The organism is Shewanella atlantica, assembly GCF_003966265.1.
GTDB lineage: Bacteria > Pseudomonadota > Gammaproteobacteria > Enterobacterales > Shewanellaceae > Shewanella > Shewanella atlantica.
This window is the reverse complement of sequence record NZ_RXNV01000005.1, coordinates 71,953-86,220: the sequence shown is the minus strand read 5'-3', so window position 1 is coordinate 86,220 and position 14,268 is coordinate 71,953. Positions and strand designations below refer to the sequence as shown.

The window sequence follows — 14,268 nt, the reverse complement described above, 5'->3', positions numbered from 1 at the left end:
TAATCTTTCAGTTAAAAGAGTTAAGCCTTCATTACTTTGACTGGGCACTTCTTGAAATCTGTCTCTTTCGAGAGAGGATCGGTGGCGTCCAGTAACAACTTGTTGACCAGTTGGCGTGCGTCGAAGAATGGCATAAATGCCACGCCTCTTGGCGGCTTGTTCCGGCCTTTGGTTTCAACACGAGTCTTCACTTCACCGCGAGGTGAGGCGACAACGACTTCATCACCACGCTTAAGGCCACGGGCCTTAGCATCTTCAGGGTGAAGGAAGATCTGTGCATCAGGGTAAGCGCGATAAAGCTCAGGTACACGAGCCGTCATCGAACCTGTATGCCAGTGCTCAAGAACACGACCGGTCGATAACCAGAGATCGTATTCGGCATTTGGCTCTTCTGCAGCAGGCTCATATGGCAGTGCGAAGATAACCGCTTTGCCATCCGGCTTACCGTAGAAATTAAACTCTTCACCTGCCTTGAGGTAGGGATCTCCGGCAGAGAAGCGACGTAGGGTCTCCTTACCATCGACAACCGGCCAGCGCAGGCCACGAGTCTCATGGTAGGTATCGAAGTCAGCCAGATCGTGAGCGTGGCCACGACCAAACTGCGCGTACTCTTCGAACAGTCCCTTTTGCAGGTAGAAACCGAAGTGCTCGGATTCTTCATTCATGGCACCTTTACAATCAGATGTCGGGAACTTGTTCACCTCACCGTTGGCATAAAGTACATCATAAAGTGTCTTATCTGCGTATTCAGGTTTCTTAGCTATTAGCTCGGCAGGCCATACATCAGCAACCTTAAAGCGTTTAGAAAATTCAACCAGTTGCCATAGGTCAGACTTAGCGCCTTGCGGGGCTTTCACTTGCTGATGCCACATATGTGTACGACGCTCGGCGTTACCGTAAGCGCCCTCTTTTTCTACCCACATCGCTGTTGGAAGAATAAGGTCGGCAGCCATGGCTGAAACCGTTGGGTATGGATCAGATACCACGATGAAGTTCTCTGGATTTCGGAATCCAGGTAAGATCTCTTCGTTGATGTTAGGACCAGCCTGAACATTGTTGGTACACATGGTCCAGTAACAGTTCAGCTTGCCATCTTTGAGCATACGACTCTGTAGGACGGCGTGGTAGCCAGGCTTAGGTGGAATCGTTCCTTCTGGAAGTTGCCACAGCTTTTCGGAGATAGCTCTGTGCTTAGGATTCTTCACAACCATATCGGCAGGCAGACGGTGAGCGAAAGTACCTACTTCACGCGCGGTACCACAAGCCGATGGCTGACCCGTCAATGAGAATGGGCTGTTACCCGGAGTGGCAATCTTACCTGTGAGCAAGTGGATGTTATAGAGCATGTTATTAGCCCAGACACCACGAGTGTGCTGGTTAATTCCCATGGTCCATAGACTCATCACCTTGATCTTTGGATCGGCATAAGCCTTAGCCATCAGCTCAAGCTTTTCTGGCTCTACACCACTCATCTTAGCGGCATACTCAAGCGTGTAAGTGCTGACGAATTTAGCGTATTCATCGAAGCTGATAGGCGTGGATGAGCCCTTACCCGGATTCTTCGCTTTTTGCTCTAACGGATGCTCAGGACGCAGACCATAACCGATATCTGTCGTACCCAGTACAAATTTAGTGTGCTTGCTGACAAAATCTTTGTTAACTGCATCGTTTTCAATGATGTAGTTAGCAATGTAGTTAAGAATAACTAAGTCAGATTGCGGGCGGAAAACCATTGGGTTATCGGCCAGGTCGAAGCTGCGGTTCTCGAAGGTAGAGAGCACATGTACACGGCTATCCGGGCTGCTCAAACGGCGATCTGATAGGCGAGCCCATAGGATTGGGTGCATCTCAGCCATATTCGCGCCCCACAATACAAAGTGGTCAGCTGCTTCTAAGTCGTCGTAACAACCCATAGGCTCATCGATACCGAAGGTACGCATGAAACCACCCACGGCAGATGCCATACAGTGGCGAGCATTAGGATCTATGTTGTTAGTAAGGAAACCTGCTTTATGTAGCTTAGATGCCGCGTAGCCTTCCCACACTGTCCATTGACCTGAACCAAACATACCAACGGCTGTCGGGCCTTTAGTCTTTAGTGTGTGTTTCCACTTTTCGGCCATGGTATCGAACGCGGTATCCCAGCTGATTGGGGTAAACTCACCTTCTTTATCGTACTTACCATCTTTCATACGTAAAAGCGGAGTCGTCAGACGATCCTTTCCGTACATAATTTTAGACAGGAAGTAGCCTTTAATACAGTTCAGGCCTTTGTTGACTGGGCTTTCCGGGTCACCTTTAGTGGCAACGACTTTGCCATTATTGGTGCCAACCAGAACGCTACACCCTACGCCACAAAAACGGCAAGGTGCTTTATCCCACTTGATGTTGTCTTTCTGCTCAGCGGCTTCGACTATCTTCACTGGCAGAGTGACACCAACTGTGGTTGCAGCGGCAACTGCAGCGTTGGCTTTCAGAAACTCGCGACGGCTAATGCTCATGGTGTTCCTCACTCTTTTTTATATTGTTGCAAATTATTGATAAATCAATCTTATTTTAGGTACTCGGTACTTGTTTTAACTTTCTTCTGTTGGCTCGACTTGGTGGTAAATCAGACTCGTATTTAATATCCCTTCGAGGGCATTAATGGCTTCGACGTTATCCAGTATAGCGGCTTGTGTTTCACCTTCGAGAGTAACGACAAACTTACCTTCATCGGTAACGGCATGGATATCGGCCCCGGCAAGCGCTCGAATATTGGTTTCAACCTGTGAAACCGCTTTCGGTACGGCATGCACGACTAAGCTGGTGACATGGTATTCCTGATTCATCTCTTGCTTTACCTCAATCGAAGAAGTGGCAGGTAGCGCTATTAGGGGGGGAAAGCTTTAGGAGAGCTACCTGCCAAAGTTAGTATCGAGTCTAGACCTCATAAAAAATGTGGGTATACCCAACAAGAGGTATTAGGAGTATTAGTAGATCGAGATCATCTTTTTATGTGTGATAGATATCACAGATTTAATAATCGACATTTGTTTCAGAAAGGCCTTATTTAGGCTGGGATATATAACCAGTAACGACTATTAACTCATTGGCAGGGAAGAATAAAACGTATTGATAACGATTCTCACTTGAGTGTTGGGCACGCTACCTCTACTGTGGTATAAGTTTGAAGTCGATAAAGATGAATCTTCTATCTTTACCTTCAGCCTGGCACTATTTTAATCATGGGATTAATAGCCGGTGAGCTCCATGTAACCCTCACCACTGTGGCTACCCTGAATGTTAATGGGTCCCTCCCAGTAGTTGACGCTGAGGGCCATATTCGCATTGGGATTTAACGAGTGAGTGGTGATCTCAATCTGCTCGGACGGGATCGCTATCTTCCAGCTAACGGGGTAACGGTTATCGCCAATCTGATGCCAGTCGATGGCGCTCATCTGTATCATCCCGGACTCAACATTATGGCCACTTCCGTCGGCGAACATACGTCTGGCACTATAAAAGTTTTGTTCACCTCTGAGTTGGAATAGCATTAACGCCGAGCCATCGTTTAGTCTGAGGGAGAACCAGTCCCAACCTTGTTGAGAGCGATTGAGAAACTGTGAACTCCACTCCCTGTCCAGCCACGCCTTGCCACTGACTTTTTGCCTCTCACTCACTCCCCCGTTATCAGGGCTCTTTTCGGGAGTGACCCAACCTTCAACCTCAATAAACGGCTGGCTGTAGTAGTAAGATGCCACCGAACCATCAAGGCTCTTGATACTAAAACCTTTTTCGCCCTGAAGCTGATAGGGGGAGTCGCTGGACAGATTGAGCTGATAAGCAAAGCGATTATCACTTACTGTCAGACTGGCAGGAAAGAGCGCTTCTCCCTGAGACTGCCATTTCCAGTTATCGAGCTTTACGCTAAAGGGAGCGGTATTCACCCCTGCAAGTTGCGGGTGGGATCTGGACCAGCGCTCACTGGCGAGATGGCTTGATTCGGTGGTGACGGCACTATGAGCCATATAGAGCTGATCTGTAGCCCAGTCCCTGTTCTCATCTCGTTGTTTTGAACTATTATCGGCAGGACTGAGCGCGATTCTGAATTGAGTCCATTGCAGTCCCAATGAGTTCCCTTGTTCTGTGGTCAGGTTTGCGGTCAGATACCACCACTCCTGCCGGAATCCCTCGTGGGCCTGATGATCGGCGGGGAAAGTAATATTTTTGCCCGGTAGTACAGGGGTAAACCCTCCACTCTTGTTGCCCAGCAGCTTTCCCATCGACCCCGCATCGATCCCTTCTCTGTCTGGTAATTTTGACTCTGAGCATGCCGTCAGCAAAAGAGCCAAGCTGAGGATCGCCGAGATGGTTAATATCGATCGTTTATGTAGATATTTCATAAGAGGTCACTCTGCAGGCTCGAGATCAGAGGTTTACGGATCAGCTTAAGGAGTGGAAGGGTGATGGCAATGGTTGTAGCCAATAGCGCCAGCAGTACCACCTGGCCATAGGCATGCCAATCCCACACCATATGGATAGTCCAACCAAATGCCTGCAGAGTGACCTTATGAATAAGCAGATAACCGAGTATCGCTCCTGTTGGTAAGGCAACCAGACAAGTTAGCAGCACGATGAGCCACATCTGGCTGAAGACCATAAAACCTAATTGGCGTCTGGACACCCCCAGGCAGTACAGTCTCGCCATTGGAGCCATGCGCGCCTGGGTAAGTAAGAAGCAGGCACTGAACAGGCCTACGGCGGCAACGAGTAAGGTGAGGGTGTTGAGCACCTGAGTGATGGAGAAGGTGCGCTTGAACATGGCGATCGCCTGCCGTTTAATTCCCGTTTGACTGTAGATCTGGCTATCACTGAGGGAGAACTTTTGCTGTAGCTCGAGTTTCAACGTATCGATATTTTCACTGGTCGCTAACCCAAGGCTTGTAGGAATGTCGCTAAAATCTGAACTTTGCCATACCTGTGGAGGCAGGATTATCTCGCCATAGGGGTTGCCGTAATCGAAATAGACTCCTCCCAGAGTTAAGCTGGCATTATTCAGTGCTTTAATGGTGACTAAATCCCCTAATTCCAGCCCAAGTTTGAGTGCCAGAGGCTCGCTCATCAGCAGGTGTTTACCGGCAAAAAACTCCGGCCATAGACCATCGATTGTGCTTTTTAGCACTGTGGTGGCTTTTATCGATACCGGATCACGGGTCAGCAGGAAGGTGGGATGGTCTGATACCTCACTCATCAGGTTCCATTGCTTGTAGACTGCGTCGATTTTGGGATTGTTTTCAAGCTTGGCGACCACCTCTTGCATCTGTGTATCGCCGGGACGTAGGTAGAGTTCGGCGTGGAGTCTGGCATCGAGCCAATTTTTGAGGGTGAGTTCGAAACTACCCACTAAGGTGTTCATTGAAATGTTGGCCGTTAAGGCCAGCAACATGGCCATCATGGCGAGGGAAAGCGGCGGAAGTAGCTCTTTTGTTTCGGCAATCTGATAGCCGACAAGCCCCTTGGGGGCTATCAGGTTAAGCCCAGTGATCAGCCTTGATAAACACCAAGGTAGCGCCAGAGGGATAGCGATAATCACCAGGCCCAGCAGGGACATGGTCAATTGATAATTCTGGCTAAGTGGCATAAATATCGCCGCAAAAACAGCGAATAAGAGTGCGGCGATGATCTGGACCTTCCGCGTCTTTTCGGCGCTTCTTACCTGGCTGAGCGAGTTGCTGTTACGTCCCAAGGGTTGCCTGATGAGCTCGAAAAGTAATGAAGCACAGGCGAGCAGAGCGGCGATAAAGGTCAATACCATAGCTTGCAGTAGCCAGATCCATTGCCACCTGCCCGGTAAGATGTTGGCGCCATATAGCTGCTCCAGGGTGACAGATACCATAGGTTGTAACCAGTGGCTAAGCTGTAGCCCCAAGATAAATCCCACTACCGAGCCCACTATCACCAGTAGCAGCAGCTCGAAACAGAGAGCCAGCATCAGCGGCGTCTTGGCGACGCCCTGTTGCTGCAGCTGAGTAAGCAGTCTCTGTCTTTTTAACAGGCTGTAACGTACACCGTTATAGGCGATAAACAGGCCAACCACAAAGGCTAACAGACTCATGGCACTGAGGTTAAGATGAAAGCTGTCGGTCAGGGCCGTCATGCTTTCTCCTCCATCGCGTTCGTTCAACTCCCCTCTGTCTTCAATGATTGTTTCTATCAACGCTCTCTGTTTGGATATATCACCAAACAGTGCAATGTAATTCAGCTTTCCCTGGCGGCCTAATAGCGTTTGAGCCAGAGAGATATCCATCAGCAGGCGGTTGCCCAAATTCATCGAATCGTCGACGCCAATGATCTCAAGTTTCACGTCGTTGAGCGTAAAACTCTTGCCAGTGGTGAATTGCTTAGCCTGGCTCTGACTCATCAGCACTATGGGGGCGCCGCTTATCAGGGCTGCAAGTGGAATATCGTTTTTCAACAGTGAAGGTCGATGGTTGGCTTCAGTGTGAGTCGACTCAGTGTTATTGGCGTTACCATTAGTTGATAGTGCCGTCAGCGCCGCAATCAGATCGCTGCCTTGGACCTGCCAGCGGCGATTATTCTGATCGGTCAATATCCCCTGAACGACGGCAAGGGCATTATTGAGCCCCTGAGTTCGCAGATCAAAATAGAGAGATTCATCGAGCCGTTTACTGCCAACGCTAGGAACGATGGAGTAATGAGCCTGTTGACTCAGGAGCTCTGTGACATCGCCATAACTGGCGATTGCACTTTCATTGGTGGCGCGAACACCAGTGAGAAGCGTAACCGCGAGAACAATGCCGATTAATATGGAACCAGCCTGTAGCGGGGACTGACGATAGTGAGCCCCAAAAGTAGATAAACACAGCCTGCAACTCAATAGTAGTTGCCTACTCATGGATACGCCCTTGCTCCAGGTGCCAGCGCCTGTCCATGAAACCTGCAGACTCGAGAGAGTGGGTGACCATAAGCACTGTGGTCTGATGCTCGGCCGCTAAAGTTTTTAACAGTGACATGACCTCTAAGCTGGCGCTTTGATCCAGATTCCCCGTCGGTTCATCGGCAAGCAGTAGGGCGGGCTGGTGGGCCAGAGCTCTGGCAATGGCAACCCGTTGCTGTTGTCCACCAGAGAGGGCATCGACGTGGCGATTGAGCAGGGGGCTTAACCCCATGCTCTCGACGAGGGTATCGCACCAAGAACTCCAGGGTTTGCGGTTCATCCTTAAGGGAAAGGCGATGTTATCTTTAACGTTAAGTGGCGTCAGCAGGTTGAATTGCTGGAATACGACCCCTAGTTGTTGGTAACGAAACTGACTCCAGCGATGGTCTTTCCATGTCGTCGTATTGTCACCAAGCAGGAACAGCTCACCCGAGTTGGGATATTCGAAACCTGCGATCAGGTTGAGCAGGGTGCTCTTGCCGCTGCCGCTGGCTCCCGTTAGGGCGACTGTCTCTCCCCTATGTAGCGCCAGGTCCAAGTCGTCGAGCACCCGATGACTTTGTCCGCCATCGATAAACTCTTTAGTGATCCTTTTGAGCTGAACAATCTGTTCGGTCATTCTTATTCCCTTGTACTAAGGCTGGTTTAGCATAACTCAGTTTTTGATTATAGGTCCTATCTATACTGATTTATTTACAGTTTGGATCATTTATTATGAGAGAGGAAGTTAATCCTTGATGTGTCATTCTCGGCTTGTAATTAAAGGGGCAGGTTCCTCTTATTTTAACCACAGAAAATCGTCTCAAAAGCTAGGCGAAGTAATATGTCATTGAGTCGCTGAGTATTCTTTAAAGATAGAAGCAGTCAATCAATAAAAGGCTAATAATCCAATTGCTAATATGCCTGTTTGGCGGTGAATAGTCTTAGCTCTAAATGTGGTTGATTATCATTTACACTGCTACATTTAAGTATGGGAGCCTGTTTAAGTTGCTTGTTTAGTCGGGTTCTTTTAATCAGAGGTAAATATTATGTTCACGATTACTAAAGGGCTTATGACAGGCTTGCTGGCCATAGCATTGTCGTCGGCTTCAGCAGTTGCTATGGCAAAAATGGATACTGTTACTGGAAAGATAAATGGTCATACATGTGCACATTCAGGACATACCTGTCCGCTCAGCAAGTTGGACCCCCACCTTCAATTAGAATCTGCATTTGTACTGCAACAACGAGATGGAAGCTATTACTTCTTATCTAATGTCCCCCGCATTACAGCCGCTCGCTATGCCCTGCAGATGGCGACGGTGAAGGGCAACGTCAATAACAAGTTGAGAGTCATTTTGGTCGATGAGCTGCTGATCGATGGTAAGGTCATTTGGTCTCCTGCTATGGTTGATGAGGCCATTAGGGAATGGGAATCGATGCATAACGCCGACGGGTAAAATTAGACCCAGGTAAATTAGCTACCCGCCTCCACTCTGAAGATGAGGTCGGCGTGTGTAGATTTGTTAATATTCTCGATGTTGGCGTTGGCTGAATAAGGTGTGTTTATGAGACGACGTATTAAAAAGTTTATCAAAAACAGGCCTTTTATCGCTTCCGCAGCATTTATGATGATGTCTATGGGACATGCCGGTCATGCAGTGGCATCGACAAAGAAGATAAAGCTCTATGAGCCCAAGTCCAGACAGATGGCGCCTAAGCTGCATCTCAATGATCTTCAGGGGGAAACCTACTCTCTGAATAGTCATGAGGGGGAGGTGCGTATCGTTAATTTTTGGTCCAGTTGGTGCGGACCCTGTATTAAAGAGATGCCATCCTTATCCGGTCTTCACAAGGAGTTTAAAGGAGATGGACTTCAGGTCGTGGCTGTTGCCGTTGGAGAATCGCTGCATGATGTAAAAGCCTTCCAGCAGACTTCCGGTTTCGATATTCCTATGTTGGCCGATGAAGATAAAGCTGCCAGTGATGACTGGGGGGTATTTGCTGTCCCCATAAGCTACATCATAGATCAGAAGGGATATATCGCCGCCCGAGTTGTGGGAGAATATGACTGGGAAAGTGATGAAATGAAGCAACTGCTGAATAAGGTGAACCAGGAATCCAGCAGCTTATAGGCTTTATCCTTCGGTTGAGGTGAAAGCACAGCCCGTTATGCTTCACTCCTCTCCTGATAGCGGATCAGAAAGGCTAATATCAGCGGAGTCACGATACTGGTCACTATCGCCATGATGACGATAGCGGAAAATAGTCCGGTGATAATCGATGGCGTAGGGTCTGGGTGGTTGAATAATCCGGCTCGTAAGGCGACGCCGGCCAATACTATCTCGACCGCACCACGGCCACTCATTGCCACTCCTATGCGCAGTGACTCTTGAGTATCATGGCCGGTGGCACGTGCACATACTCCGGCTCCGACTAACTTACTTAGCAAGGCAACTATGATGAGCAGGGTAACGAAGCCTGGTATCGATGCCAGTGCTGTCAGGTCCAGATGAAAGCCTATCGACACGAAAAAAATTGGCGCAAGGAAACCGGACGTAATACCGGAGGTTTGCTTATCTACACGATCATAAACTTTTTGTTCCACAACTGCCGGGTGGAAAAACATGCCCGCGACAAACGCGCCGATAATAAAGTGTAGATCCAGCATCTCTGCGAGTACCGCATATGCCAGTGCGGCGATCAACAGCATACTGAAATCGATGTCAGGAATTTCTGTGGCCTTGAGATGACTACCGATAAGTGGGAACAGGTAGTGTCCGACTGGTATGGTGATAGCGAAGAAGAGGAGCACTTTGCCCAGCAATGGCAGCCACAGAGCCGGAGTAAAAGATAGAGTGCCGCCATTGTTAATGGTGGCTAGCAGGAGTGCCAGAATAAACAGGCTTAACAGATCGTCCCAAAGTGCTGCCGCGACAATGGTTTTACCCTCAGCCGTATCCAGTTTGTTAAACTCCATCAGCATACGAATCGTTACCGGTACTGCTGTGATCGCCAAGGCTGTGCCTAAAAACCAGCTCTGAACCATCTTAAAGGGGGATTCAGGGAAGAACATCAAGCCTATTAATGTACCGGAGATGATGGGCACCAGCATGCCCCCAAAGGCTACAGCAGGCGCCGAGCTGGAGGTCTTCTTAAAGTCCAGCGGACTCATGCGTACACCCGCTAATAGCATCAGAAAAAACATGCCGAGATCGGCAAGGGCCTCAAATGCTTCTCCTTGGGTTACCTCCCATAGCAGTGGAAACACGTCTTGAAAGTGGTAAAGAAAATAACCAAGCGCTATCCCTGACACCAATTCACCAACGATGGGCGGTAGCTTTAGGCGTTTGGCGATCACGGCAAATATTCGAGTCGTCACCAACAAGACAAGAACTAAATAAAGGAAGCGCATCTGTAGAACCGATTCTCTGCTTGACTAATATGAGAATAGTTGTGGGTCTGAATAAAGTCTAATATTTGGAGCTAGTTACTTGATGATTAAGAAAAATAATCTCATAAGAGAACAATAAACCTCTTTGTCATGGGAGGAGTTAAAGGGCAGGTAATCCTTGGTCAGAACAGGGTTATTGGAGATGAAAGTTTTACCTCTTAAAGATTTTCCAGCTCCCCCTGGCATTGAATACAGAGCTCTGCTGTGGGATGAATAGTGAGTCTGCCTATGCCGATACTCTCTCCACATTCATGGCAAAAACCATATTCATCGGGGTCGAGAAGGATTTGCCTGATACGCTGGAGTTGCCGACTCGTCTGAGCCTCATTGGCTTGGGCCATCTGTTGCTGCTGTATGGCATCGATGCGTGACACCCGCCCGACGGCTTGTTGATCCAGTTGTACCGGTACGCCACGAATGTGAATTGCGCAGACCTGCTGCTCAAGTTCGGTAAGCTGGTTTTCGAGTCGGGTCCGTAACTGTTGTTTTTGTGGGGGAGTTAGCTCAGTTTGCTTCAAATCGTATCGGTCCATCATGGATGCGTGAATGACTAAGTTAGCCTGCCATATCAAGGAAGTAAAGTTATCGAACGCTAAGAAGAGCTGTTAAGTCGGGATAAAAAAAGCGCACTAAGTATGATTTAGTGCGCCTATCATTTACTCATTAACTCGTAACTTGTAACTCGCTACAGCTTACGCCTCTTCTTCAAGAGAATAGGGCAGAGGCTGAATGGTTAGTGAAGAGCTCTCATCGCCAGCAAGTCTAAGCTTTGCCGAGTTCTCGGTATCGTTTGGAAGTACTGCCGTGAGCAGTACCTGTTCGCCCGATTGTACCACTTCTATGATAGTACCTGTGGTCTTGAACCCATCTTCCAGTGCCAGCTCTAATTTACTCTCCAAAGCCACAGTGTCAGAGGCGTTGCCCGATAAGATATAGAGGGCGCGTTTATTGCCGCCACGGTACTTCATTCTGGCTACGGTTTCCTGGCCCATGTAACAGCCTTTTTCGAAACTGATCCCACCGATGGCCTGCAGGTTACACATCTGAGGTACAAACTGTCCCTGATGGGCGGCGGCAAGGTTAGGGTAACCCGACTGGATCTCGAGTGCCTGCCAGACTTTGTTGCCATAGATAGGGGCATTTAGCGAACCGAGTAGTGCCTGAGATGGCGTCTTCTCGATGACGATGATGAAGCGTGAGCCGTCTTTCAGCAAGGTGCCACCTGGGATCTCAGTCACTGCCTTGTCTATTTCACCGAAGTAGCTATTTACCCACTCTTGCGCCTGCTCGCCGGCGACGCCAAGAATCAACCAGTCATCGCTGACATTCGTTAGCTCAGCCTTGCTGAATACAGCATATTTAGCCAGCTGAGGTAGGTCAATCTCGAGTGTATCTGAGGGCATCATCATGAAGAGCGTATCTTCGATAGCAAACGTTCTGAAGCTGGCCCACATCTTGCCTTTAGGATCGCAATGAGCACCCCAACGCCACTGCTCTTTTTCGAGTGACGTGATATCTGTTGTTACCTGCCCGTGAATGAAGCTACGGCCTTGCTCACCGGTAATGCTCATGAGACCAAGGTGAGTCAGATCTGAAAAAATAAGCGATGGAAGCGGATCATTCAAGTTCCAATCGAGCTGAGAAACTGAAGTCGTCATATCATTTTCCTGGAATGTTAGGCATTGAGAGAGGGTGATTGTAACGTCTAAAGGAGGCTACGGAAATAAATGGCGCGCACAATTTTTCAATTGAGCGCGCCATATCAGTCTTATTAAACCCAAAGCTCTGCTTTGGGGGAGCCCTTGGTGAGGGAGCCCTTAGTGCGAATGAAGCAAGCGAGTACGGATAGTGCCATCGATGGTCTTCATCTGCTCCAGAGCTTCCTCGGCTTGGTCTGAGTCAACTTCCATCACAACATAACCGATTTCGTTAGTCGTCTGCAGGTACTGGGCTGCGATGTTGATCCCTTTCTCTGCAAAGGCTTGGTTAATCTGAATTAACACACCTGGTTGGTTATGGTGAATATGCAGCAGACGGGAGGTATCTCTATGTTGTGCCAGTGATACCTCGGGGAAGTTAACCGCAGTCATGGTCGAGCCATTATCTGAGTATTTTGCCAGCTTCCCGGCCACTTCGATGCCGATATTTTCCTGAGCTTCCTGTGTGCTCCCGCCGACGTGCGGCGTCAAGATGACATTGTCTAAGCCGCGAAGTGGGCTGATAAACTCATCATTATTGGATTTCGGCTCGACAGGGAACACATCGATTGCCGCACCGGCAATCTTGTCTGCTTCAAGTACAGATGCCAGAGCCTCTATATCGACAACGGTTCCGCGAGAGGCATTGATCAAGATACTGCCCCTCTTCATGCAGGCAAGTTCGGCTTCGCCGATCATATTTTTCGTTTGTGGCGTCTCAGGCACATGCAAACTAACCACGTCAGCAAGAGTAATCAACTCCTGCATTGAGTGGATCTGTTGGGCATTACCGAGTGGCAATTTATCTTCGATATCGAAGAAGATCACTCTCATGCCTAAGGTTTCAGCCAAAATACCAAGCTGGGTACCAATATGACCGTAGCCAATAACGCCTAAGGTTTTTCCACGTGCTTCGAAGCTACCACTGGCACTCTTTAACCATCCACCTCTGTGTGCCATGGCATTACGCTGAGGGATGCCACGAAGGAGCATGATTATCTCGCCCAATACCAACTCTGCAACACTTCGGGTGTTAGAAAACGGTGCATTAAATACTGGTATGCCCAACTTCTCTGCAACCTTAAGGTTTACCTGATTGGTGCCTATGCAGAAACAACCAATACCGACCAATTTGTCTGCCTGACTCAATACCGCTTCCGTAAGCTGTGTACGGGAACGAAGACCGACAAAGTGTGCATCCTTTATGGAGGCTATGAGTGCCTCCTCCCCGAGGGATGCCTTGTGGTATTCAATGTTGGTATAGCCCGCACGTTCGAATACATCTACCGCAGATTGGTGGACGCCTTCCAACAGCAGGATCTTGATCTTATCCTTGTCCAGCGAATGTTTCGCCATGATTTAGGTACCCTCTTCGGTTATTGGTATTATATTATTTGTTTTTCACCAAACAACGTCCACTTGCAGAACCCTGCATAATGGTGGAGTTTGGCTATGATCTGTCAATGCTCAACCAAAATAGCACTTTTTTTGTTCAGTGTGGAGGGCTAGATGGCTAAAGTCATTATTCTGATGGTGAAACAATATGATTAATTTGTACTAAGAGGTTCCAATTTTGAATAAACGCGTTATTTGGCTAATCGTTTTTTTCTCTGTACTGATCTGGTCGGCTATAGGGCCGAAGGATCAGTTCACCTGGTTCCTTGAGGTCTTACCGGCGTTAATCGCTCTACCTGTGCTTTTTTTAACCCGCAATCGCTTCCCGATGAGCCCTTTGGCTTACCTGCTTATATTGATCCATTGTGTCATCCTGATGGTAGGCGGTCATTATACCTATGCTGAGGTTCCACTTTTTGATTTAATATCACAACTTGTTGATGGCGATAGAAATAATTACGATAAAGTAGGCCACTTAGCTCAAGGTTTTGTTCCGGTTATATTAGCCAGAGAGATATTTATCAGAAGGGCGGTGGTGAAACCGGGTCACTGGTGCAACTTCTTAGCAGTCTGTTTCGCCCTCGCATTCTCGGCTTTCTATGAACTGATCGAGTGGTGGGTCGCACTGCTGACCGGTGAAGATGCCGAAGCATTTCTTGGTACTCAGGGTTATATATGGGATACCCAATCTGATATGGGAATGGCGCTACTGGGCGCTACTTTGAGTATTCTATTATTGTCACGCCTTCACGACAGACAGATCAATCAACTGACAAAAAGTACTCTATAGAGATATTCAAGAA

Annotated in this window: 12 protein-coding genes; 3 read left to right on the top strand and 9 right to left on the bottom strand. The window is 48.4% G+C overall.

What is annotated here, in order from left to right; all coding sequences use genetic code 11:
• Positions 1-20: 20 nt before the first annotated feature.
• From napA to EKG39_RS12925, 5 genes are all read right to left on the bottom strand, one after another.
• The gene (gene napA, locus EKG39_RS12945; RefSeq protein ID WP_126506166.1) at positions 21-2,501 is read right to left on the bottom strand and encodes a nitrate reductase catalytic subunit NapA; all 2,481 of its coding nucleotides are present in this window, start codon (positions 2,499-2,501) and stop codon (positions 21-23) included.
• Positions 2,502-2,576: 75 nt separating this feature from the next.
• Positions 2,577-2,831, bottom strand: coding sequence for a chaperone NapD (locus EKG39_RS12940; RefSeq protein WP_126506165.1), 255 nt, complete (start codon positions 2,829-2,831; stop codon positions 2,577-2,579).
• 402 nt (positions 2,832-3,233) lie between these two features.
• The gene (locus tag EKG39_RS12935; RefSeq protein ID WP_126506164.1) at positions 3,234-4,385 is read right to left on the bottom strand and encodes a lipocalin-like domain-containing protein; all 1,152 of its coding nucleotides are present in this window, start codon (positions 4,383-4,385) and stop codon (positions 3,234-3,236) included.
• Positions 4,382-6,898, bottom strand: a complete 2,517-nt coding sequence (locus EKG39_RS12930; protein ID WP_126506163.1) for an ABC transporter permease — start codon at positions 6,896-6,898, stop codon at positions 4,382-4,384. Before EKG39_RS12930 ends, EKG39_RS12935 begins: the two co-directional genes overlap by 4 nt.
• Positions 6,891-7,559, bottom strand: coding sequence for an ABC transporter ATP-binding protein (locus tag EKG39_RS12925; protein WP_126506162.1), 669 nt, complete (start codon positions 7,557-7,559; stop codon positions 6,891-6,893). The genes EKG39_RS12930 and EKG39_RS12925 overlap by 8 nt, the downstream gene beginning before the upstream one ends.
• 409 nt (positions 7,560-7,968) lie before the next feature.
• Here EKG39_RS12925 and EKG39_RS12920 point away from each other — a divergent pair, with 409 nt between their 5' ends.
• Positions 7,969-8,379 carry a hypothetical protein gene (locus EKG39_RS12920; RefSeq protein WP_126506161.1) on the top strand — a complete coding sequence of 137 codons (411 nt, stop codon included), beginning with the start codon at positions 7,969-7,971 and terminating at the stop codon, positions 8,377-8,379.
• Between the two features lie 108 nt (positions 8,380-8,487).
• The gene (locus EKG39_RS12915) at positions 8,488-9,054 is read left to right on the top strand and encodes a TlpA family protein disulfide reductase (RefSeq protein ID WP_126506160.1); all 567 of its coding nucleotides are present in this window, start codon (positions 8,488-8,490) and stop codon (positions 9,052-9,054) included.
• A 35-nt stretch (positions 9,055-9,089) separates the two neighbouring features.
• Here EKG39_RS12915 and EKG39_RS12910 read toward each other — a convergent pair whose 3' ends face one another.
• The 4 genes from EKG39_RS12910 to serA form a co-directional block, all read right to left on the bottom strand.
• Positions 9,090-10,334, bottom strand: a complete 1,245-nt coding sequence (locus EKG39_RS12910; RefSeq protein ID WP_126506159.1) for a cation:proton antiporter — start codon at positions 10,332-10,334, stop codon at positions 9,090-9,092.
• Between the two features lie 197 nt (positions 10,335-10,531).
• On the bottom strand, positions 10,532-10,891 hold the full coding sequence (locus tag EKG39_RS12905) for a TraR/DksA family transcriptional regulator (protein WP_126506158.1): 360 nt from the start codon (positions 10,889-10,891) through the stop codon (positions 10,532-10,534).
• 174 nt (positions 10,892-11,065) lie between these two features.
• Positions 11,066-12,031, bottom strand: coding sequence for a tRNA-modifying protein YgfZ (ygfZ, locus tag EKG39_RS12900; protein WP_126506157.1), 966 nt, complete (start codon positions 12,029-12,031; stop codon positions 11,066-11,068).
• Positions 12,032-12,190: 159 nt separating this feature from the next.
• Entirely contained in the window at positions 12,191-13,426 is a 1,236-nt protein-coding gene (gene serA, locus EKG39_RS12895; RefSeq protein WP_126506156.1) for a phosphoglycerate dehydrogenase, read from the bottom strand.
• A 217-nt stretch (positions 13,427-13,643) separates the two neighbouring features.
• Here serA and EKG39_RS12890 point away from each other — a divergent pair, with 217 nt between their 5' ends.
• The gene (locus EKG39_RS12890) at positions 13,644-14,255 is read left to right on the top strand and encodes a DUF2238 domain-containing protein (RefSeq protein WP_126506155.1); all 612 of its coding nucleotides are present in this window, start codon (positions 13,644-13,646) and stop codon (positions 14,253-14,255) included.
• The last annotated feature ends 13 nt before the right edge of the window (positions 14,256-14,268 follow it).

Excerpts from the sequence above, each read along its gene's own strand:
- napA (WP_126506166.1), bottom strand. The coding sequence starts at position 2,501 with ATGAGCATTAGCCGTCGCGAGTTTCTGAAAGCCAACGCTGCAGTTGCC.
- EKG39_RS12940 (WP_126506165.1), bottom strand. The coding sequence starts at position 2,831 with ATGAATCAGGAATACCATGTCACCAGCTTAGTCGTGCATGCCGTACCG.
- EKG39_RS12935 (WP_126506164.1), bottom strand. The coding sequence starts at position 4,385 with ATGAAATATCTACATAAACGATCGATATTAACCATCTCGGCGATCCTC.
- EKG39_RS12930 (WP_126506163.1), bottom strand. The coding sequence starts at position 6,898 with ATGAGTAGGCAACTACTATTGAGTTGCAGGCTGTGTTTATCTACTTTT.
- EKG39_RS12925 (WP_126506162.1), bottom strand. The coding sequence starts at position 7,559 with ATGACCGAACAGATTGTTCAGCTCAAAAGGATCACTAAAGAGTTTATC.
- EKG39_RS12920 (WP_126506161.1), top strand. The coding sequence starts at position 7,969 with ATGTTCACGATTACTAAAGGGCTTATGACAGGCTTGCTGGCCATAGCA.
- EKG39_RS12915 (WP_126506160.1), top strand. The coding sequence starts at position 8,488 with ATGAGACGACGTATTAAAAAGTTTATCAAAAACAGGCCTTTTATCGCT.
- EKG39_RS12910 (WP_126506159.1), bottom strand. The coding sequence starts at position 10,334 with ATGCGCTTCCTTTATTTAGTTCTTGTCTTGTTGGTGACGACTCGAATA.
- ygfZ (WP_126506157.1), bottom strand. The coding sequence starts at position 12,031 with ATGACGACTTCAGTTTCTCAGCTCGATTGGAACTTGAATGATCCGCTT.
- serA (WP_126506156.1), bottom strand. The coding sequence starts at position 13,426 with ATGGCGAAACATTCGCTGGACAAGGATAAGATCAAGATCCTGCTGTTG.